This is a genomic window from Massilia scottii (assembly GCF_030846495.1).
Lineage (GTDB): Bacteria > Pseudomonadota > Gammaproteobacteria > Burkholderiales > Burkholderiaceae_D > Telluria_A > Telluria_A violaceinigra.
In genome coordinates this window covers 1-20341 of record NZ_JAVCWM010000023.1, presented here as the reverse complement: position 1 = coordinate 20341, position 20341 = coordinate 1, and the positions used below count along the sequence as shown (strand labels likewise).

The 20341-nt window shown below is 63.0% G+C and carries 19 protein-coding genes; 12 read left to right on the top strand and 7 right to left on the bottom strand.

The window, feature by feature from the left end; translation table 11 throughout:
• Positions 1–105 precede the first annotated feature (105 nt).
• The 3 genes from RBA41_RS25200 to RBA41_RS25190 form a co-directional block, all read right to left on the bottom strand.
• Positions 106–3264: a S8 family peptidase gene (locus RBA41_RS25200; RefSeq protein WP_306626980.1), complete on the bottom strand. Its 3159-nt coding sequence runs from the start codon at positions 3262–3264 to the stop codon at positions 106–108.
• Positions 3265–3283: 19 nt separating this feature from the next.
• Complete coding sequence (locus RBA41_RS25195) at positions 3284–4072, bottom strand: NF038120 family PEP-CTERM protein (protein ID WP_306626979.1); 789 nt, start codon at positions 4070–4072, stop codon at positions 3284–3286.
• A gap of 175 nt (positions 4073–4247) precedes the next feature.
• On the bottom strand, positions 4248–4412 hold the full coding sequence (locus RBA41_RS25190; protein WP_306626978.1) for a hypothetical protein: 165 nt from the start codon (positions 4410–4412) through the stop codon (positions 4248–4250).
• On the opposite strand from RBA41_RS25190, the gene mepK reads away from it, so the two are divergent.
• From mepK to RBA41_RS25140, 10 genes are all read left to right on the top strand, one after another.
• The gene (gene mepK, locus RBA41_RS25185; protein ID WP_306626977.1) at positions 4411–4947 is read left to right on the top strand and encodes a peptidoglycan L,D-endopeptidase MepK; all 537 of its coding nucleotides are present in this window, start codon (positions 4411–4413) and stop codon (positions 4945–4947) included. The two genes, RBA41_RS25190 and mepK, sit on opposite strands and share 2 nt — an antisense overlap.
• 101 nt (positions 4948–5048) lie before the next feature.
• Positions 5049–5822: a hypothetical protein gene (locus RBA41_RS25180; protein ID WP_306626976.1), complete on the top strand. Its 774-nt coding sequence runs from the start codon at positions 5049–5051 to the stop codon at positions 5820–5822.
• Positions 5819–6151 (top strand): hypothetical protein, encoded by a 333-nt coding sequence (locus tag RBA41_RS25175; protein WP_306626975.1) that lies wholly within the window; start codon positions 5819–5821, stop codon positions 6149–6151. The genes RBA41_RS25180 and RBA41_RS25175 overlap by 4 nt, the downstream gene beginning before the upstream one ends.
• Positions 6152–6193: 42 nt before the next feature.
• Complete coding sequence (locus RBA41_RS25170) at positions 6194–8179, top strand: putative bifunctional diguanylate cyclase/phosphodiesterase (RefSeq protein ID WP_306626974.1); 1986 nt, start codon at positions 6194–6196, stop codon at positions 8177–8179.
• Positions 8180–8306: 127 nt separating this feature from the next.
• A complete protein-coding gene (locus tag RBA41_RS25165) occupies positions 8307–9512 on the top strand; it encodes an MFS transporter (protein ID WP_306626973.1) in 1206 nt (401 codons plus the stop codon).
• A gap of 76 nt (positions 9513–9588) precedes the next feature.
• Positions 9589–11022, top strand: a complete 1434-nt coding sequence (locus RBA41_RS25160) for a PQQ-dependent sugar dehydrogenase (protein ID WP_306626972.1) — start codon at positions 9589–9591, stop codon at positions 11020–11022.
• A gap of 86 nt (positions 11023–11108) precedes the next feature.
• Positions 11109–11552, top strand: coding sequence for a thioesterase family protein (locus RBA41_RS25155; protein ID WP_306626971.1), 444 nt, complete (start codon positions 11109–11111; stop codon positions 11550–11552).
• Positions 11553–11613: 61 nt separating this feature from the next.
• Entirely contained in the window at positions 11614–12207 is a 594-nt protein-coding gene (locus tag RBA41_RS25150) for an RNA polymerase sigma factor (RefSeq protein ID WP_306626970.1), read from the top strand.
• Between the two features lie 16 nt (positions 12208–12223).
• Entirely contained in the window at positions 12224–12694 is a 471-nt protein-coding gene (locus RBA41_RS25145; RefSeq protein ID WP_306626969.1) for a hypothetical protein, read from the top strand.
• A 26-nt stretch (positions 12695–12720) separates the two neighbouring features.
• Entirely contained in the window at positions 12721–13647 is a 927-nt protein-coding gene (locus RBA41_RS25140) for a hypothetical protein (RefSeq protein ID WP_306626968.1), read from the top strand.
• A gap of 22 nt (positions 13648–13669) precedes the next feature.
• Here RBA41_RS25140 and RBA41_RS25135 read toward each other — a convergent pair whose 3' ends face one another.
• Positions 13670–14164, bottom strand: coding sequence for a DUF3016 domain-containing protein (locus tag RBA41_RS25135; RefSeq protein ID WP_306626967.1), 495 nt, complete (start codon positions 14162–14164; stop codon positions 13670–13672).
• Between the two features lie 158 nt (positions 14165–14322).
• Here RBA41_RS25135 and RBA41_RS25130 point away from each other — a divergent pair, with 158 nt between their 5' ends.
• Positions 14323–15060, top strand: coding sequence for a DNA-formamidopyrimidine glycosylase family protein (locus RBA41_RS25130; RefSeq protein ID WP_306626966.1), 738 nt, complete (start codon positions 14323–14325; stop codon positions 15058–15060).
• A 176-nt stretch (positions 15061–15236) separates the two neighbouring features.
• Positions 15237–16742, top strand: coding sequence for a response regulator (locus tag RBA41_RS25125; RefSeq protein ID WP_306626965.1), 1506 nt, complete (start codon positions 15237–15239; stop codon positions 16740–16742).
• A gap of 489 nt (positions 16743–17231) precedes the next feature.
• On the opposite strand, the gene RBA41_RS25120 is transcribed toward RBA41_RS25125, so the two are convergent.
• From RBA41_RS25120 to RBA41_RS25110, 3 genes are all read right to left on the bottom strand, one after another.
• Entirely contained in the window at positions 17232–17846 is a 615-nt protein-coding gene (locus RBA41_RS25120) for a hypothetical protein (RefSeq protein ID WP_306626964.1), read from the bottom strand.
• A gap of 528 nt (positions 17847–18374) precedes the next feature.
• On the bottom strand, positions 18375–18743 hold the full coding sequence (locus tag RBA41_RS25115) for a hypothetical protein (protein ID WP_306626963.1): 369 nt from the start codon (positions 18741–18743) through the stop codon (positions 18375–18377).
• Between the two features lie 16 nt (positions 18744–18759).
• Positions 18760–20341 (bottom strand): RHS repeat-associated core domain-containing protein (locus RBA41_RS25110; protein ID WP_306626962.1); only part of this gene is annotated, 1582 nt, incomplete at its 5' end.

Below are 20341 nucleotides of genomic sequence, written 5' to 3'. Positions count from 1 at the left end.
TAGCGCCGCTGCAAGCGGCGGCGCTCCATAAAAAAAGGCTGCGGGCAAGAATGCCGCAGCCTTTTTTCACAGGCGCGCCGTGCGGCGCGCCTGCTCTTGCCAAGCTTACTTCGCCGGTGCCGCGGCGCGACGCGGTGCGTCGAACTGTGGCAGCGGATCGTCGGTATTGACTTCAACCATCGTCATGCCCTGGGTAGCGCCTGCCACTACATAACGCAGTGCGCCCAGGTGACGCTGGTTGGCCGCCAGGCCCGACCAGCTCATGCTGACCGTGCCGGTGCCGCCGACATACGAATACGCCGGTACCAGTGCCTTGAAGTTGCCGTTGGTGGCGCCTGCCGGCAGGACCCACGACGACAGCTTGTACTCGGCTTCGCCGCCGGCTGGCTCGTAGCCGATCACGCACACCTTGTAGGCGCCCGCTGCCGGCGAAACCAGTTGCACGCGCTCGTTCGAGCCGCCGTTGCCGCTCGAGCTGATGGCGCCGTTCGGGCCAACCACGATCAGGTCCAGGTCGGATGCCGCGCCGCCGCTGGTGTCGTCGTTGAACAGGGAGAAGCGCGCGGCCATGGTCGATGCTGGCACGTTGACCGTGTGCACGTTCACGCCAGGACCGCCGCCGGCCAGGCAGGCTGCCTGGTAGATGTCGCCGTCGGTGCCCGATTCGCCGATGGTACGCGTTTCCACGACCGCAGGCAGCAGGCCCGATTTGACCGCCGTCATGGCGCCGGTGAAGCCGGTGCCGATGGTGATCAGCTTGCTGCCGGTGGCAAATTCGCTCGACACGGAAGCTGCTGCCGCCAGGGCCGAACCGCGCACCGTCAGCGGGCTGCGCACGTTGGTCACGCCGTCGGACCAGACCAGGCTGCCGTAGGTCCAGGTGTCGACCGGGGCATCGATGCGGGTGACCTTGACCTTGAAGCTGGCTTTCTGGCCGGCGCCGATGGTCAGCGTCGGCGGTTGCACCTCGACCTTGTAGCCAGGCAGGTTAGCCGTGGCGTTGTAGGTCGCGGCGGTGGTGCCGACGTTGGTCACGGTACGGCTCAGGGTCAGGCTGCCCAGCACGTTACTGGCGGTCAGCGACGCCAGGTTCAGGTTGTACGGCTGGATGGTGCCGATCGCCTGGCATGTCGCGGCGCTGTACACGCCGGCATTGAGGCCGCACAGGAAGCGTGCGTAGTCGATCTCGCTGGCGTCGTACACCAGGCCCGGATTGGCGGCGCCGTTCGGCGTCACGTGGCCGGCGCCCTGGCCCCATGGCAAGGTGCCGGTGGCTTTGGCGGTGGTATCCCACTTCACGCCCGCGGTCACGCCGTCCGGCTGGGTGCTGCCGGCGCTGGTCATCAGCGCCGATTTGATCGCCGCTGGCGACCAGGTCGGGTGCAGCTGCTTGAGCAGCGCGGCCAGGCCGGCCACGTGCGGGCTGGCCATCGAGGTACCCGAGTAGAAGGCCCAGTCGGACATGGTCGACGGGTTGCCGGCGGCAATCGCATCGCGCTGCGCGCGGGTCAGGTCGGCGGTGACGCCGGCCAGCACGTCGCTGCCCGGTGCGGTGACGTCCGGTTTCAGGATATTGGCGTTGGCCACGTTCGGTCCGCGCGAGGAACTGCCGCTCATCACCGGTGCCGCCACGTTCGGATTGATCACGCCTTTCAGGTCGCCCAGCGAAGCGACGGCACTGGTCGGGTTGGCGACGATGTAGCTTTTCAGCGTGGTGCCTTCAGCGACCGGCAGGTGCACGGTCGACAGCGAATGCGACTGGTTGAGGATGGCGTTGTTGGTCACGACGACGTTGGCGATGATCGCGCCGACAGCGCCGGCATCCTTGGCATTCTGGCTCTTGTTGACCAGCACGTTGGCGCCGCGGTCGCAGACCAGGATCTTGCCGGCCACCTTGGCCGGATCGATCAGGGGCTGCTCGCCATCGGCCGCGCCGAAGCATTGCAGCAGTTTCGGCAGGGCCGGATCGACACCGGCCAGGCCGGCGTCGCGCGCCAGGATCAGCGGCGCCGTGCCGGTCGAGGCATTGCTCGACGAACCGGTCAGCTTGGTGCCGTCACCCAGCGTGGCGGTACCGACGAACAGGCGGTTGTGGGAAGAGTTGCCGACCGTGGTCAGCCATGGGCTGATGTGCGATACCGGGGCGGGCGTGGCCACGCCAGGGCCGGAATTGCCGCCCGAGGCTGCCACGAACACGCCAGCGCTGGCTGCGCCGAGGAAGGCCACTTCGGTCGCTTCGTTGAAAGCGCCGCCGCCGGCGTTCGGGCCGATCGAGAAGTTGATCACGTTCACGCCGTCCTTGACGGCTTGCTCGATCGCGGCCACGCTGTTGGCGGTGGCGCAGCCGTTCTTGCCGGAGGTGGCGTCGGTCCAGCACACCTTGTACGAGGCGATGCGGGCGCGCGGCGCGATGCCGCTGGCAAGACCGAGGGTCAGGCCGCCGTTGACGATCGGGGTGTTGGCATTGCCGCCGGCGGTGGTCGAGGTGTGGGTACCGTGGCCGCCATGGCCTTCGGCGCCGGCGACCGAGTCGCGCGGGGAGTTAAATTCGGTCCAGTGCAGGGCCTGGGTAGGCGACTTGAAGTAGCGCGCGCCGATCAGCTTGTTGTTGCAATTGGTCAGGGCGAAGCCTTCGCCGGTGTCGCAGCTGCCTTTCCAGGTCGACGGCGGCGCGCCGTAGGCCAGGGTGGTGCCCGAGTGGCTCGGCACGCCGTTGGCGTCGACCTTGTCGGCGAACGAGGCATTTTCCGGCCACACGCCGCTGTCGACGATGCCGATGACGATGTTCTCGCCCGCGGCCACCTTGCCGCCAACCTGTTCCCACAGGCCGCCGGTTTTATCCAGGCCGAGGAAGGTCGGGGTGTAGTTGGTGTCCATCTGCATGATGGAGTCGGCCGTGATGTTGGCCACGCCCGCATCTTTTTTCAGCGCGCGCACTTCGGCGTCGGTCAGCAGGGCCGAAAAGCCGTTGAAGACAACGTTGAACTTGTGGGTGACCTGGGCCGCGTTGACGCCGCTGAGGACTTTCGATTTCTTGGTTTCGAGGTAGGTGATGTAGTTCTGCACATCGGTCGCGTCGACGTCCAGGCGCTGGCCTTCGGCCGGCTTGGTGGCGGCGAAGCCGGCGACCTGGCCGGTGTAGGTGGCGACCGGCTTGTCGACCAGTTGCACGATGTAGGAACGGCGTACTTCGTCAGCGGAGGTGGTGGTGGCGAGGCCAGCCAGCATCAGCATGACGGCAAGGGAAACGGGGCGGAGTGTCATAGTGGAATTCCTTGCGTGCTTAGAGGGTAACCGGGGTCGATGGGGTGGTGCTGCCAGCCTTGCGGCGGCGCGTCAGGGTGATGGCGCCGATACCCAGGCCCACCAGCAGGAACGATCCCGGTTCCGGCACGGCGTTGAAGCTGATGTCGTCCAGCGCGAACTGGGCCTGGCCGTTGGCCGGATTGGCCAGCGAGTTGAAGCAGCCGCCATTGCCGTCGAACAGGCAGGCGTTGACGGTCAGGCTGGTCAGCACTTCATTGCGGAATTTCTGGTCGATCAGGGCCGAGCCGAAGGTGAAGCTGCCGCCGGCGTTCTGGCCAGGGAATTCCGAGGTGCTCGACACCACGGTGCCGTCGGCACGGATGCCGGAGAATTGCAGCAAGCCATAGTTGCCGTCAGGAACGCTGACCGGTGGCAGGAATGCCAGGCTCAGGCCGCCGACCTGGAACTGGTGGCCGGAACGCGTGAATTTCACGCCGCCATCATTGATAACCGCAAGGAAATTTCCGCTGGCGCCCGCCGGGCAGCCGATCGAGAAACAGGTATCCGGATCGTTGCTGTTGGCGATCGCGGCGAACGGACCGGTCAGGCTCAGCTCATCGGCAATCGGGCTGCCGAGAACCAGCATGTTGTAGCCGCCCTCGCTGACAGATTCGCCGTTGACGAGAGCGTTGGGCTGGACCGATTCGAAGGTGATAGGACCGGCCATGGCCGGCAGTGCGCACATCAGTGCGGCTGCTGCAGCGATCGTTTGGAGTGCGCGGGTGGCGCGCCGTGGGGTACCCAGCGGGGTGACTGTGCGATTCATCTCATGCCTTATGTTTGAATTATTTCGATCAATGGGCGTACAGGTCGAGGTGCCTGCTTGCTACTTTTCTTAAAAGTGCAAAAGACTATAGCAAAGGAAATAATTGTTGTAGCAATATTCTCAACGTAAATAATTCATATTTTTGATGGTTTCACCAAAGCTTGTTTCGTTTCCTCTATGAAAAGGTATCAAATTGGTCCGTGACAATTTCACCACATTTGCCAACATTGTTTGTGTTAGCTCCGCTTGACTCTTTTTCCGTTTGCGCGCGTAATTGCGTGCGCGCGGCGCCGAGGGTGTGTATGATGGTCATTCGTGTATAAGCGTAAGGATCGATCATGAACCCACGCCGCTCCTTTCTGAAGAGTTCGGTTGTACTGGCATCGGCACTGAGTCTTCCCGCCATGGCCCGTAGCGCCAAGGCTGCATCAGGCGAACGCACCTTGCGCCTGTATAACACCCACACGGGCGAAAGCCTGCGCAGCGTGTTCTGGGCCGAGGGCCAGTTCCTGCCCGAGTCGCTCACCGACATCAACAAGCTGTTGCGCGACCACCGCAGCAACACCGTGGCCGAAATCGACCCGCAACTGCTGGTGCTGCTCAACAGGGTCAGCACCCAGCTCGGCAGCGATCCGGTCCTGCACGTCATTTCCGGTTACCGCTCGCCCGAAACCAACCTGAAACTGGCCGCGGCCAGCGATGGCGTGGCGCGCCACAGCATGCACCTCGAAGGCAAGGCCATCGACATCCGCATGCCGGGCAAGAGCCTGTCGCATGTGCACAAGGCGGCGCTCAACGCGCGCGGCGGCGGCGTCGGCTACTACCCGGATTCGCAATTCGTCCACCTCGATACCGGCCGCCTGCGCCGCTGGTAAGCCCCCGGCCTAGCCCCAAGCCGGACGGCGCCACACCGGCGCCGCCGGCCGGACTGATGTCCCTGCCATCATTGTCCCGCATTGTTGTTGCCATCCTTGCCATGGCATGCCTGCCCGCGCGCGCGGCCCCGGCGCCCGTGGCCGCGCCCATCCAGACCGTGATCGTTCCCTACGTGCGCGATCCGGTCGACAAGTCCTACCGCAAGATGCTGGCCGGGGTAGCCCGTTTCGAGCGCGACCGTGCGCTCGCGCCCGCCGCCAGCCTGCGTTTCCGCCTGCTGCCGCGCCTGCCCGGCACCGACATGGCCGGAGTGGCGCTGCGCATCGCGGGCGAGCGCGTCAGCGTGCCGCTGGCGCTCGATGCGGACCACAGCTTCGTGCTGCCGCATAACGAACAGGCCGTGCGCGAAGACGCCGCCGTGGTGGCCAACCGGCGCGGCGACAGCCTGACCTGGCGCGCCGCCATCCACAGCCCCGGCCTGGCGCCCGGCACGCGCCGGCTGGGCGACCTGCGGCTCGAATGCCGGGCCGGCATCGAAGCGGGCCTGGTGTCGAACAGCTCGCCCATCTTCGGCTGGCTGTCGGACGCACTGAGCAGCGCCGACCAGGTGTGCAACAGCGCCGACGGCAACTACCTGTTCTTCACCGATCGTGCCGTGTTCGCCGTGACCGTGCGCCACGGCGCGCGTAGCGAGGTGCTGCCCTTCCGCATGCTGTACGCCGGCGGCCGGCTGGCTGCGTCCGACTTGCGCTTTTGCGACTGCCAGGTGCTGCTCGAGCGCAGCTACTACGCGCCGATTTTCGACCCCGCCTGGCCCGATGACAGCATCGTCGAATTCGACTACATGGACGATGCGCCGCGGGGCGCGCCATGAACCCGGCCCGCCCGTGCCTGGCATTGCTGGCGGCCCTGCTGGGCGCCTGCGCCAGCATGCCGGCACCGCCGCCGGGCACGCAGGTGAGCGCGGCGCAGGTGGCCGCTGCCATCCGCCCGGGCGAGTCGACCCGCGCCAGCCTGCTGGCCAGCCTGGGGCCCACGCACAAGGTGCGCTTCGACAGCGGGTACGAAGCCTGGCTGTACCAGCTGGCGGTGCCCGGCGCCGGCTTCGACGAGATCGTCGTGCTGCTCGATGCGCAGGGCGTGGTGCGAAAAATGCGCCGGCGCAGCCATATTTCTGGCCCGGCGGGGGAACCTATCCGGTAAGACCGCGTCTAACTGGTTCCATCACCCCTTCGCGGGGATCGCATGAACGATCATCTGGTCCAGTTTTACGAGGACGACGTTTTTCTCATCAAGGGCCTGGCCGACTACATCGGCGACGCCCTCGAGCGCGGCGACAAAGGCATTGCCATTGCCACCAGCGGCCATCTCGACATGCTGCACGAGAACCTGTTCGCGCGCGGGCTGGTCGACGCGCAGGGCCGCAGCGCCAACGGCGACTACCTGGCCTTGCATGCCGACCACATGCTGCCCATGTTCATGGACAGTGGCATGCCCGACGAGCGGCGCTTCCGCACCGCCATCGGCAACGTCATCCGCAAGGCCAGCGAGCGGCATCGCGGCCGCGTGTGCGTGTTCGGCGAAATGGTGGCGATCCTGTGCGCCACCTCGCACTGCTCGCTCAATGCCGTGGGCAAGCACGACGCCGCCATCCGGGTCGAGCGCTTCTTCAACAACCTGCAGCGCCAGTTCGATTTCGAGCTGCTGTGCGCCTATCCGCTCAACGCCTTTCCGTCCGCCGCCGACGCGCCCATGTTCGACGAAGTGTGCACCCTGCACACCCATGTGCTGCCGGCCGAGAGCTACGATCCGGCGGCCAATGTGCACATGCTGCAGCGCACGATTGCATCCTTGCAGCAGCAAGCCTATTCGCTCTCGACCGAGGTGCGCGACCGCCAGCTGATCGAACAGGCGCTGCGCGAAGTGAACATCGACCGCCTGACCGGCCTGCCCAACCGCAATGTGTTCCAGGACCGGCTGGAAATGGACATCAAAAAAGCCCACCGCAGCGGGCTGCCGCTGGCCCTGCTGTTCATCGACCTCGACCACTTCAAGGAAATCAACGACACGCTCGGCCACCAGGTGGGCGACATGCTGCTCAAGCAGGTCGGCCAGCGCCTGCAAACCTATGTGCGCGAGAGCGATACCGTGGCGCGCCTGGGCGGCGACGAATTCACCATCACCCTGAGCGAACTGCACAATGTCGACACGGTCACCGACGTGGCCCAGAAAATCCGCAACGACCTGGCCAAGCCTTTCCTGCTCGGAAATGAACTGGCGTACATTTCGGCCAGCATCGGCATCACCATATACCCGCGCGACGCGCAGTCGGCGGGCGAGCTGCTGCGCAACGCCGACCAGGCCATGTACCAGTCCAAGGACAATGGCCGCAACCGCTTCACCTATTTCACGCCCAGCATGCAGGAGGCGGCGCAGGCGCGCATGGCGATCAGCAACGAGTTGCGCCGTGCCATCGACGAAGACCAGCTCGCGGTCCATTTCCAGCCCATCGTCGACATGAACGACGGGCGCATCCGCAAGGCCGAGGCGCTGGTGCGCTGGCAGCATCCGGCGCGCGGGGCGGTCAGCCCGGTCGACTTCATCCCCATCGCCGAACACACCGGCCAGATCGTCACGATCGGCAACTGGGTATTTCGCAAGGCGCTGGCGCACGCGCGCCGCTGGCGCAGTGTCGACAAGCAGCTGACGGTCAACATCAACGTGTCGCCGGCCCAGTTCTATCACACCAATGGCGAAAACTGCCGCCACTGGCTGACCGACAACTCGTTCGATCTCAACGGCAGCGCCGGCCCGCCCGAAGTGGGGCTGGAGATCACCGAGGGGCTGCTGCTGGCATCCAACAGCGCGGTGATGAAGCAGTTGCTGGCCTTCCAGCAGGCCGGCATCAAGATTTCGCTCGACGATTTCGGCACCGGTTACTCCTCGCTGTCCTACCTGCGCAAGTTCAACCTGGATTACCTCAAGATCGACAAGTCCTTCGTCTACAACCTGGAGCACGACGTAGCGAATGTGGCGCTGTGCGAGGCCATCATCGTCATGGCGCACAAGCTGGGCCTGAAAGTCATTGCCGAAGGCGTGGAAACCGAACAGCAATACGACATCCTGCGCCGGGCCGGCTGCGATTACGGCCAGGGTTTCCTGTTCGGCGGACCGCTGCCGCCCGACGAGTTCGAGTCGCTGCTGCACGAGCGGATGATGCTGAGCGCCTGAAGCGGCCCCGATCGCGCCAGTCCGCGCCGCCCTTCGCGGCCGAACATGACCATCAGCAATATTTTTCGGATACTCGTACAATCGTCGGGTGCGCCCTTGCGCCAACCACGCGCAAGCTTGCCACCCCATGGACCGTCCTCCCCGCACCGTCGCCACCATCGCCATTCTCGCCGTCACCCAGATCCTGTCCTGGGGCACGCTGTACTACGCCTTCGCCGTCGTGGCCCACGATATCGCGCGCGAACTGGCCTTGCCGGGGGCCGCCGTGTTCGGCGCTTTTTCCTGGTGCCTGCTGGTGGCCGGCCTCACCGCCACCCCGTCCGGCATCCTGATCGACCGCCATGGCGGGCGCCTGGTCATGGCCGGCGGCTCGCTGCTGTGCGGCCTCGGCTTCATCATGCTGAGCCAGGCCCGGGGCGCCACCGCTTACTACCTGGCCTGGACCGTGCTCGGCGCGGCCATGCCGGCCGTGCTGTACGACGCCGCCTTCGCCACCCTCAACCGCCAGTTCGGCATGGGCGCGCGCCGGGCGATCTCCACCCTCACCCTGTTCGGCGGCTTCGCCAGCACCGTGTTCTGGCCCCTGACGGTGCACCTGAACGGCATCGCCGGCTGGCGCACGACCTACCTGGCCTACGGGCTGGTCCAGCTGCTGCTGTGCATGCCGCTGCACTTGTTGCTGAGCACGCCGCCCGAAGCCGCCCAGATGCACAAGCAAGCCGCGGCGGGCGCCGATTTCAGCCTGCGCCAGGCGCTGCGCCATCCCGCCTTCTGGAAGCTCGCCTTTGCATTTTCGGCCAACAGTTTCATCTTCTCGGCGCTGTCGGCGCACCTGATCCCCATCCTGCAATCCTACGGCCACGCCTTGTCCAGCGTGGTGTGGATGGCCGCGCTGATCGGGCCGATGCAAGTGGCCGGCCGGCTCGGCGAGATGCGCATGGCCCGCCACGCGCGCCCGCAGGCGAGCGGCACTTTCTGCTTCGCGGTCTTGCCGGGTGCCTTGCTGGCCGTGCTGTTCTGGGGCCAGCACCAGGTGGCGGTGGCGCTGTTCTGCGTGCTGTACGGCTTGTCCATCGGCATTCTGACCATCGTGCGCGGCACCTTGCCGCAGATCCTGTTCGGCGCGCGCAACTATGGCGCCATTTCCGGCGCCCTGGCCGGACCGGCGCTGATCGCACGCGCCGCCGGCCCCATCGCCATCGCCGCCCTGCTCCAGTTCAACTCCTCGCCGGCGCTGCTGTTTTCGCTGCTGCTGGGCTGTTCGCTGGCCTCGCTCCTGTTCTATCTGCTAGCCGTGCGCGGCGGCTCCCCGGCCGCCGCCACTGCCCGCTGAACGGCGTGCGATGGCGCACAGACCGGCGCCGGGGCGGCCAGTATTGTCAATCGCTCAAGACACTGCGGAGGATGACATGCTCACACCCCACCTGCGAACCATCCTGGCCGCGCTCGCCATGCTTCTGCTGTCCGCCTGCGGCGGCTCGGACGACGACAAGCAGCCAGCCGGCAACGGCGCCCTGACCGTCAACCTGGCCAACCTGCCGGCCGGGCTGCCCGCGGCGGTGCGCATCAGCGGCCCGGCATCCTACGCAAAAACCATCAGCGCGGGGCAGACCCTGACCGGACTGAAGGCCGGCAGCTATACCGTCACCGCAGACAGCATCCTGAGCGGCAACCTGAGCTGGAGCGCCGCCGCGCCGGTCCAGAGCGCCACCGTGGCCGATGGCGGCACCGCCGTCGTCAACATCAGCTACAGCAGCAGCACCCTGGCGCTGGGCGTGCGCGAAGTGGCCAGCGTGAGCGGTGCCGTGTTCCTCGCCGCCCCCGCCGGCGACGCGCGCCAGTTCATCGTCGAACGCAGCGGCCGCATCCTCGTGATGCAGGATGGCGCACTGCTGGGCACGCCCTTCCTCGACATCCGCAACCGGGTCGCCGCCACCGGCGAAGGCGGCCTGCTGTCGATGGCCTTTGATCCCCAGTACGCCAGCAACGGCTGGTTCTTCATCTACTACACCGACGCCGGCAACAACATCGTGGTCGAACGGCACAGCGTGTCCTCCACCAACCGCAACCTGGCCGAACCGACCGCGGTGCTGGAAATCATCCGCATCCCCCACCCCGGCGCCACCAACCACTACGGCGGCCTGGTCAGCTTCGGCCCGGACGGCTTCCTGTACCTGGCCACGGGCGACGGCGGCGGCGCGGGCGACCCGAACGGCAATGCGCAAAACCTCAATGTGTTGCTCGGCAAAATGCTGCGCCTCGACGTCGCCAATTCGCGGGGCGCGCAACCGTACGTCATTCCACCGACCAACCCCTTCGTCGGACAGGCCGGGCGCCGCGCCGAGATCTGGGCGTCCGGCCTGCGCAATCCGTGGCGCTACGCCTTCGACGCCGACCGCCTGTACATCGCCGACGTCGGCCAGGGCAAGCGCGAGGAAGTCGACATCGCCGGCATCTCCCAGGGCGGCCTGAACTACGGCTGGAACATCATGGAAGCGTCGCTGTGCTACAACGCGGCCATCTGCAACAAGTCCGGGGTGACCCTGCCCGCCTTCGAGTACGAGCATGGCCCCAACAAGGTCAACGGCTGCTCGATCACGGGCGGTTACGTCTACCGCGGCAAGGCGATTGCGGAACTGGCCGGGCGCTACTTCTATTCCGACTATTGCGGCGGCTACCTCAAGAGCTTCCTGTACAAGGACAACAGCGTCACCGAACCGGCCAGCTGGTCCATTCCCGACATCGACGCCGTGCTTTCGTTCGGCCAGGATGGCAACGGCGAGCTGTACCTGATCGCCGCCACCGGCAAGGTCTACCGGATCGTGCGCGCGGGTACGTCCTGACAGGGCCGCGCGGTAACAAATCGGTCGGGCGGGGCATGACGCGCTAAAATCGGCGTTTGCCCCGTCCTTCACGAACCGGTACCCTTATGGCCCGCCTGATCCTTGAATTTCCGGAAGAGCAGTATTGCTACACCACCCCGCTGACCGTGCGCGTGACCGACATCAACGGCGCCAACCACCTCGGCAACGACTCGATGATTTCGATGATTTCCGAGGCGCGTGCGCGCTTCCTGTACGAATTCGGCATCGCCGAAACCGAGCGCGACGGCACCGGCATCATCGTCACCGACATGGCCACGACCTACCGCGCCGAAGCGCATGCGCGCGACCAGCTGCTGTTCGAGGTCGGCGTGATGGATTTCAATAAATACGGCGGCGACCTGATCTTCCGCGTGAGCCGTCCGCGCGACAGGAAACAGATCGCCATGGCAAAGTCCGGTTTCGTCTTCTTCAACTACAAAACCACGCAAGTGGTGACGATGCCGGACGATTTCCGCGCCAAATTCCCGCGCGTGAACTGGATCGACTGAGTCATCGCAAAATAGTTGGAACTTATTCGTCCCCGGGCGGCAATACAGGGACGAGACCACCATGACGATGCCGCCCCCACCCCTGCCGCTTGACACCGACCTGCTACGCCAGCTGCGCGATGGCGTGGGCGCGGCATTCCAGACGCTGTACCAGCGCCACCAGGCGCCCTTGTACCGCTTCGCCCTGCTGCGCACCGGCTCGGGCGATACGGCGGCCGATATTGTCCAGGAAGTGTTCATGGGGTTGCTGACCGGGAGTGTGCGCTACGACCCGCTGCGCGGGCTGCTGCCGCACTTTTTGTTCGGCGTGGCGCGCAATCTGATCCTCAAGCACGAGCAGCCGCGCCTGCGCCTTGCCAGCCTGCCCGATCGCGACGACGATGACGACAGCGCCTTCGAGCCCGGCAGCGAGGAAGGCGAACCGCTGGCGCGCCTGCTCGACAACGAACTGGCCGAGCAGGTGCGGCGCGCGCTAAGCCTGCTGGCGCCCCACTACCGCGACGCCGTCATCCTCTACGAGCTGCACGACATGTCCTACCTGGAGATTGCCGAGATCTGCCAGATCGATATCGGCACCGTGCGTTCGCGCCTCTCGCGCGGGCGCGCCGCGCTGGCCAAACGGCTGGCGGCGCACCGTCCCGCCTTGCACGACTGATTGCTGAAAGAGCGCCATGAACCACGACCCCATCGATCCCGCCTTCGCCGCCTTGCGCAGCGCTACCGCCGATTGCAGCACGCCGCAGCGCGTGGAGCAGGCGCTCATGGCCGCCTTTGCCAGGCAGTGTGCGCGCAAGCGCTGGTACCAGCGCCTGTCCCCGGCGCAATGGGGCATGGCGGGCGGCCTGGGCAGCGCAGCGGCGGCGATGCTGGCCGTGCTGATCCTGCGCGCGCCCCTGCCCGGCGCCGCCGGCGACGCGCCGCTGCCGCAGCTTGACGACGGCCTCGCCTTCATCGCCCTCGCCTCGCAAGAGCGGATCGAGCAGGAACCCCATCCGCGCATGCTCGAAACGAGCCTGCCGCGCACCGAACTGGCCTCGCTCGGCGTGCCGGTCAGCCCGGACACGGCGGGCGACTCGGTGCGCGCCGAAATGCTGGTGGGCGCCGACGGTGCGCCGCTGGCCCTGCGCCTGAGTTCACAGTAATCCCATTCACCCCGGAAAGGACCATCATGCACACCACCCCACTCCTGTTCGCCGTTCTGCTCGGCAGCGCGCTGCTTCCCGCGGCGCAGGCCGCCGTCAGCACCCCGCCCGATCCCTTGCGCTTTACCGGTCCGCTGATGCCGATGCACGGCAAGGCCGTCAAGAACGCGCCCTACAGCGCCGAAGCGGTATCGGAACAGATGCAGCGTCTGGCTGACGGCAACGAGATCAGCCGCACCAGCAGCACCATGAATTACCGCGACAGCGCCGGCCGCACGCGCCAGGAAATCCGCGATGCGGCCGGAGACGTGCGCACCATCACCCTGTACGAGCCGGCCGAGGGGGTCACCTACATCCTCAACCCGCGCCAGAAAAGCGCGACCCGGGTGGCCGCCCCCAGCGCCGCTGCGCGCGCCGCCGCCCAGGCCCGGGTGGCGCAACTGCGCGCCGGCGGCAAGCTGCCCGAGCGCCGCGCGGACGCCGATGACGTCATCGTCAAGAGCGTCGACCGGGGCGATGGCGAAGCGCGCAAGCAGTTCCAGGAAAAGGTGCGCATCCAGATCGCCGACAGCATGGCTGGTTCGCGCCTCGGCCCGGCCATGGCGGGGGCATTCGGCGACATGCGCTGGGCGGCCAAGGCCAGCACGCGCGAGCTGGGCAGCAAGGATATCGACGGCATCAAGGCGGACGGCAAGCTGCGCACCTACGAAATTCCCGCCGGGGAAGTCGGCAACCGCAATGCCATCGTGGTGTCGCACGAAAGCTGGTATGCGCCGGACCTGAAGGTGACCGTGTACAGCAAGCACACCGACCCGCGCAGCGGCGAACGGATCTACCGCCTGACCAATATCAAGCGCGAGGAACCGGCCGCGGCGCTGTTTGCCGTGCCGGCCGATTACACGGTCAGGGACGTGATGGCCGAGCGCGCCAAGGCGGCGGCCGGCAACCGCTGAGCGTCAGGAACGACCGTGGCGGCTAGCGCGTCGCCACGGTCTGCTTGAACCAGTCATCGAGCATCTGCTTTTCGTAGCGCAGCAGCTCGTTGTTGCCGTACGAATTCATCCGGTGCAGATACTGCATATTGCTCAGCTTTTCCTCGCCCGATTTGAGCACCTTGCCGCCCTCGCTGATGCTGTAGCGCAGATGAATACGCGGCCAGTCGGCGCCGCCGTTCATCACCCGCAAATCCTGGCCGCCGCGAAAATTCGGCTTGGTCTGGCCGGCCAGGTCGAGGTCGAGCACTTCCACCTTGAGTTCCTGCCCGGGCGGCAGACTGGCCGCCAGCTTGTCGAAGTGGGCCGTGAGCTGCTTGAGCACGCGCTCGCGTTCCCACGGCGTGAACGGCACGTCGGTAAAGCGGTCCGGCTCGGCATACGTCACCGTCGCCACGGCGGTTGCGGCGCTGGCCGGCAGGGCCATCGCCGCCGCCAGCGCGCTCGCTTGCAATAACTTGATCAATACGTTTTTCATGTCCATCCTTTCAATGCGCACAGTGCTTCTTCCTATTGAATATACGCGCTTTTGACAAGAACGTTGAGCCACGAGTTGTCACGCTTTGTATCGAAATGTTAGTCGCCGCACACTGCCTTTCCCGCTTTCAATCCAGAATCGGAAAAAAGGAGATCACCGTGCCCGAAGGACCATCGCTCGTCATCCTGCGCGAAGAAACCACGCGTTTCGTCGGCAAGGAAATTGCCCGTGCCAGCGGCAACACCAAGACCGTTGACCTGCCCAGCCTGGAGGGGCAGAAAATCGTCTCGCTGCGCAGCTGGGGCAAGCATTTCATCATCGAACTGCCGCACACGGTATTACGCATTCACTTTATGCTGTTCGGCAGCTACCGCATCGACGAGCGCAAGGACAAGCCGCCGCGCATGGCGCTCGAATTTACCGATGGGAGCGAACTGAATTTCTACGCCTGCTCCGTCAAGCACATCGAACCCGACCTCGACGCCAGCTACGACTGGGACGCCGACATCATGTCGCCCACCTGGGACGCGGCCAAGGCGCGCAAGAAACTGCGCGCCGCGCCCGACATGCTGGCCTGCGACGCCCTGCTCGACCAGACCATCTTCGCCGGCGTGGGTAATATCATCAAGAATGAAGTGCTGTTCCGCATCCGTTTGCATCCGCTCTCGACCATCGGCGCGCTGCCGGCGCCCAAGCTGCGCGCCCTGGTGGAGCAGGCACGTCAATACAGTTTCGATTTCCTGGAATGGAAAAAGCAGTTCGTGCTGAAACAGCATTGGCTGGCGCACCGCAAGAGCACCTGTCCGCGCTGCGATATTCCCTTCTCAAAAGGACATCTGGGACTGACCAAACGGCGCGCATTTTACTGCGAGAAATGCCAAAAACGCTACGGCTAATGGCGCGCTTGCAACAGCGCTGACCAAATCCGTGTGCAAGCATGACGGGTTTTGTATTGCATGTTGTTAATAGGGGGGAGTGGGTCTACAATCGAACGGACTCCTCCGGGCGTCACCGGCAGCTTGTTGGCTACCGATGCGCTTGCCTTGCAACATACCGGTATCGGAACTTGTTCATGTCATTTCTGTCATCCGCCACGCCCAAACTCGCTCCATGGAAAGTTTTGCTGGTCGACGATGAGCCGGACATCCACGACATCACCAAGCTCACCCTGAGCCGTTTCCGCCTCGACGGACGCGCCCTGACCTTTTTGCATGCCTACAACGGCGCCGAAGCGAAGGAAGTGCTGGCGCGCGAGAGCGATATCGCGCTGGTGTTTCTCGACGTGGTGATGGAGCACGACGACAGCGGCCTGGAAGTGGCGCGCTGGATGCGCGAAGACCTGGGCAACCAGTTCACCCGCATCGTGCTGCGCACCGGCCAGCCGGGCCAGGCGCCGGAAGAGCGCGTGATCGTCAATTACGATATCAACGATTATAAGGAAAAAACCGAGCTCGACCGCACCAAACTGTTCACCACCACCTTTGCCGCCCTGCGCGCCTACCGCGACATCATGAAGGTCGAGGACGCGCGCCTGCTGCAAGCCAATTACCGCGAAGGGCTGGAGCGGGTAATCGCGGCGTCCTCGCACATTTTCCAGCAGCGCAATCTGAAAGACTTCGCCAGCGGCTTGCTGCAGCAGGTTGTGGCGCTGCTGCGGCTGGAAAAAAGCATGCTGCTGCGCCTGTCGGGCGCCAGCGTCATCACCGGCGCGAGCGAATACGAAGTCCTGGCCCAGATCGGCGACATCGGGGAGGCCATGCTCGGCCCGGAACTGATGGCCCAGCTCGACGACGCGCGCAGCAACCGTATCTCGCGCCTGCATGGCGACACCTATGTCGGCTACTTCCCCAACAGCAGCGGCAAGGCGTCCTTGCTGGTGCTCAAGGGCGTGGAGGAAATCGCCGACATCGATGCGCAGTTGCTTGAAGTGTTCTGTTCCGGTGTGGCGATTGCTTTCGACAATATCCTGCTCACGCAAGAGATCACCGATACCCAGGCTGAGCTGATCATGCGGCTGGGCGACGTGGTCGAATCGCGCTCGAACGAGGCGGGCAACCACGTGCGCCGCATGTCGCAGGTGTGCCATATGCTGGCGCAGGCGTGGGGCATGCCGGAAGATGAAACGGCGGTGCTGATGCATGCCGCGCCCATGCACGACATCGGCAAGATCGCCACGCCGGACGCGGTGCTGCTCAAGCCCGGCAAGCTCACGCCCGAGGAGTGGGAAATCATGAAGCAGCACCCGACCGTGGGGCTGTCGATCCTGGATGGGTCATCGCGGCCGATCTTGAAGGCGGCGGCCGTGATCGCTCACCAGCATCACGAAAAATTCGATGGCAGCGGCTATCCGCAGGGCTTGATGGGGCCGGACATTCATGTGTACGCGCGCATCGTGGCCGTGGCCGATGTGTTCGATGCGCTCAGCCACAAGCGCTGCTACAAGGAAGCATGGCCGGTGGACGAGGTGGTGGCGCACCTGCGGGAAGTATCCGGCCAGCATCTCGATCCGGTGTTTGTCGAGCTGCTGATCGCCAATATCGACGCGGCGGTCGATATCAACCGGCGCTGGCCGGATTGACAGGATAATTGTTTCGGAACGTTTGTGCCGTTTGTATGTCCCAGTCAGTCGATCGCTCGATGGGTGGCGTCGACCCGTCCGAAAAACTGCTGTTTTTCTTACGTCGGCAAGGGCACCGAATGGCCAATCGATGCCGATGCGGCCTTGGCGATGTCAGCGGGCGCGGCAAGGGCGTCGACTATCGCCATCTGCTCCCGGCACTCAAACGCAAGCCCGGCGCCGTGGTTCGCTCAGTGCTGGGGGCACCGAACGAGCCACGATCTGGCCTTGCTGCGACAGACCTTCATCCATCACGCGCAGCAGTTATGGGTGAGCGATGGCACGGGCGGCGCTTCCAGTTGCGTTTTGCCGGTCGCTCGTTGCCCGCATCCGTGACCGATCGACAGTTGGCCCCCATATTCCACTTCCGGCCCATAGATTGGCTGAAGCACATTGTCGCCGCCGCCTTGCTTCTACATGCGCCGCTCTTCAAGAAGTCGCTTTTCGTAGCTAACTGCATTCAGGCGCTTGGCTCGCCAACTCGTTTCGCTCATGGCCAATGCCAGTCATTTTTCTCTCTGCCGTATCACGCCAGCCATCGTCGTGCATTTTCGCAATCCGCTGCTTTAATAACGCCATCAATTGCGCGTCGGCTGCGGCATCATATTTACCCATCGCATCAATGGTTGACAGTAGCATAGTGATATCGCGTACAGTCAGGTCACCACTATCTTCTTTGAGCTTTGAGCGTAAGAGTTCAACTGCGGGAGCACCGTTGAGCGCAAAGCATTGTGCAAGATAAAGTGCAGGCGGATGACGAACTTGGTTCCCGAAGAAAAATAAATCGAGCTGATCTTGCAATGGGTGCTGACGAAATAATTTTTGTTGCTGCGTAATAGGCTGGCGATAAAACTCACGCGCGCCGCGTATGTCACCGCGCCACTCTCGTGACTGGAGGCACCCGCTCAAGACGCAGCCCCCTAAAATAAGCGAGAAAAGATTTTTCATTTTCCGCACCCGCAATTTGCCCCAGGCTTGCTGAAATCGCTTTTCACCCGGACTTTCATATCGTAGGCAGGCTTCTCGTATTTGCTGGCCGAAAAATAGCAGCCTTTCGCCAACCATAAATATTTTTCTAGATTCATTCCATTGCGATATTGGCCAACATAAACAAGTTCATGCGCCAGAAGTGCCAGTCCAGTAGCCGTTCTCGCCAGATAGGTGCGGTCTCGGAGATAGGCCCTTCCCTCGCTTGTCGGATTTGGCCCCGTTGCCGCGCAAGAAGAAACTTTCGAATGACCTATTTACCTACGCATCGGCCCACGTCCGCTTGTCAGACTCGACCACTTTTTTTGTCGCGTATTCGATACAGGTGAAGTCTGGGGTAAAGACATAATCAGGCTAATAAACAGTTTTCATAGATCCGTGGGCCGAGCAAATGAAGGATATTTTCACGAACGATTTTGAACGAATCAACATAAAAGGCAAAGCGAGATTTTTTCATTATTTCCCCATACATCCGCAAACTGCTGTTGAAGAAGGGAGCATTTCCCCAGCGATTGAGAGTTGTTCTCCGCATTTAACTATGCAACAGCCCATATCCGTTTGTCAGACCCGAGATGCGGGTTTCCCGCTGCCCGCTCAGCGCCCCAGTCACTGACAATCCATGATTATCTTTTGTTTTCTGTATTTTTTCATATATAAATTGTAACGAAATGCATAACTATTGATTAAGGAAAGAGACACTCCTCTATTCTCGAAACTAATGACGTCACTCGTACCCGGAATAATGTCGACGAACTGACGTGCCACCTGACAATTACTTTCATCAATTCCAGGTACAGTAAGAGAAAAGCCTGCGACGCCAAGAAAATTCAGTTTTCCTGCAAGGATCGCCGCGCGGGCATCATCCTCTGGGACTCGGCCCTCTAGCTGTCCAACCGATATCTGAGGCTGCTCAGCAATTGCTAAGGTAGAGAAAATCGCACCGATCAGCAGTGCCACAAGGCTATTCTGTTTCATAATATAGATTTTCCTATTAATATCTAATTCTCAAGGGGCGACACGCGGCTTCACGGTATGGGTTCTCGTTTTTATGGACATTATCCATTTTCCCAGGGCCGATATCATAAGTCCCCAGTGCGTGTCCTATCTCATGTGCCAGTATTTCCTCTGCAGTACTCGGCAACATACCATCAGGAGTCATCACTGCGGATCCTTGGCTACCGGGAAAAGAAAGATCCATGTAAATTGTTTGTGTTAGGCGATCGTATTCGGCTGGTGCCCCACGCGGAGAGGGACCCGCGACGAAAGTGTATACCGTTGCCCTGAAATTAATTTGACTAGTCAGAGATGCTCCGAAAGTATTATTGCTAATATTATTGTAAATTAATGTCATTCTTGCCACTTCCCACGGTGTTCCTTGAAATTTGGCAACTAGCCCTGTAGGATCCACCTTTCGGATAGGGTCAGCCGAAACATATGCATATGTATTAATGCCACCATTCAGTCCGATCGGATCGCTCTGCACGTACCGTCCAGTCTGAGGATCGTAGTCCCTGTGGTAATTGTGGAACAGATTGGTGCTTCGGTCGTAATACTGGCCTGGCATCCGCAAATTGAATGTAAAGGTGCCTGATCCGTTGAAATATTCGGTCGGCGGTGTCAGCCCGAACGGATCACCATTGTCCCAGCGCCAGACGATCTTGTTGTCGAGCGGGCGCGTGATCATCCGGGGCGTGCCCAGATGATCTGGATGAATATGGAACACGTTAATCGCCGTGCTTTGGGCGGGTGCCGTACCCGTCACTGTCTGCGTCAGCACAGCCACTGGCAGGTTGCCCAAGTACACCGTATCGCGCGTCGCCTTGCCGTTGAGATAGCTGTACTCACCTACCAGCTGTCCTTGTTCGTCATAGACGAATATACCACCACCGTAAGTCTGGAATACACGCTGATCCAAGCCGTTGAACAGCTGGTGGGTCGTGACAGCACCATTCTGGTTCCTGTACGGGCGGCCCCGGCCGCTATAAGTGACGACGTGCGTGCCATCCGTCGTCAGATCGCCCGCGCCGTTATAGAGATTGGCTTTTGCCGGCCCCGGGCCCGTGGTCGCGCTCAGTCTATTGCTGAGCGGGTCGATAGTATTCGTGTAGCTGTTCGCACCAAACCCGGCCTTGATGCGGTTACCGCTGGCATCGTAGGCGTAGGTCTGGCTGGTGCCGTTGCCGCTGTAGCTGGTCAGACGATTCAACTCGTCGTAGCCAAAGGTCTGGTTCAGGCTGGCAGGGATGGGCGCCGTTCCTGTGCCAGCATGGGTGTATCCCTTGATACGGCTGGCGGCGTCGTAATTGACCGTGCGCACCACGCCGTTGGCAGAAGGGCTTCCCAAGGTATAGCCGCTGATCCGACCATCGAGATCGTAGGTGCGCACATGCGCGTACTGGTTTGCCGGAACGCTATTGCCCCATGTCCAACCAGTGGTTCCGCCAAACGGTGCATAGGTAATATTGTTCAGCAAAACAATGGTGCTGTTGATGTTGGTGCCGGTACCGTTGGCTGCCACTGGGTTCAGCGTGATGCTGGCGACCTGGCCCGCAGGGTTGTAGCCATAGTTTACA

Excerpts from the sequence above, each read along its gene's own strand:
- RBA41_RS25165 (WP_306626973.1), top strand. The coding sequence starts at position 8,307 with ATGGACCGTCCTCCCCGCACCGTCGCCACCATCGCCATTCTCGCCGTC.
- RBA41_RS25120 (WP_306626964.1), bottom strand. The coding sequence starts at position 17,846 with ATGGTTGGCGAAAGGCTGCTATTTTTCGGCCAGCAAATACGAGAAGCC.
- RBA41_RS25135 (WP_306626967.1), bottom strand. The coding sequence starts at position 14,164 with ATGAAAAACGTATTGATCAAGTTATTGCAAGCGAGCGCGCTGGCGGCG.
- RBA41_RS25160 (WP_306626972.1), top strand. The coding sequence starts at position 9,589 with ATGCTCACACCCCACCTGCGAACCATCCTGGCCGCGCTCGCCATGCTT.
- mepK (WP_306626977.1), top strand. The coding sequence starts at position 4,411 with ATGAACCCACGCCGCTCCTTTCTGAAGAGTTCGGTTGTACTGGCATCG.
- RBA41_RS25150 (WP_306626970.1), top strand. The coding sequence starts at position 11,614 with ATGACGATGCCGCCCCCACCCCTGCCGCTTGACACCGACCTGCTACGC.
- RBA41_RS25170 (WP_306626974.1), top strand. The coding sequence starts at position 6,194 with ATGAACGATCATCTGGTCCAGTTTTACGAGGACGACGTTTTTCTCATC.
- RBA41_RS25125 (WP_306626965.1), top strand. The coding sequence starts at position 15,237 with ATGTCATTTCTGTCATCCGCCACGCCCAAACTCGCTCCATGGAAAGTT.
- RBA41_RS25180 (WP_306626976.1), top strand. The coding sequence starts at position 5,049 with ATGGCATGCCTGCCCGCGCGCGCGGCCCCGGCGCCCGTGGCCGCGCCC.
- RBA41_RS25115 (WP_306626963.1), bottom strand. The coding sequence starts at position 18,743 with ATGAAACAGAATAGCCTTGTGGCACTGCTGATCGGTGCGATTTTCTCT.
- RBA41_RS25140 (WP_306626968.1), top strand. The coding sequence starts at position 12,721 with ATGCACACCACCCCACTCCTGTTCGCCGTTCTGCTCGGCAGCGCGCTG.
- RBA41_RS25175 (WP_306626975.1), top strand. The coding sequence starts at position 5,819 with ATGAACCCGGCCCGCCCGTGCCTGGCATTGCTGGCGGCCCTGCTGGGC.
- RBA41_RS25195 (WP_306626979.1), bottom strand. The coding sequence starts at position 4,072 with ATGAATCGCACAGTCACCCCGCTGGGTACCCCACGGCGCGCCACCCGC.
- RBA41_RS25145 (WP_306626969.1), top strand. The coding sequence starts at position 12,224 with ATGAACCACGACCCCATCGATCCCGCCTTCGCCGCCTTGCGCAGCGCT.
- RBA41_RS25155 (WP_306626971.1), top strand. The coding sequence starts at position 11,109 with ATGGCCCGCCTGATCCTTGAATTTCCGGAAGAGCAGTATTGCTACACC.
- RBA41_RS25200 (WP_306626980.1), bottom strand. The coding sequence starts at position 3,264 with ATGACACTCCGCCCCGTTTCCCTTGCCGTCATGCTGATGCTGGCTGGC.
- RBA41_RS25190 (WP_306626978.1), bottom strand. The coding sequence starts at position 4,412 with ATGATCGATCCTTACGCTTATACACGAATGACCATCATACACACCCTC.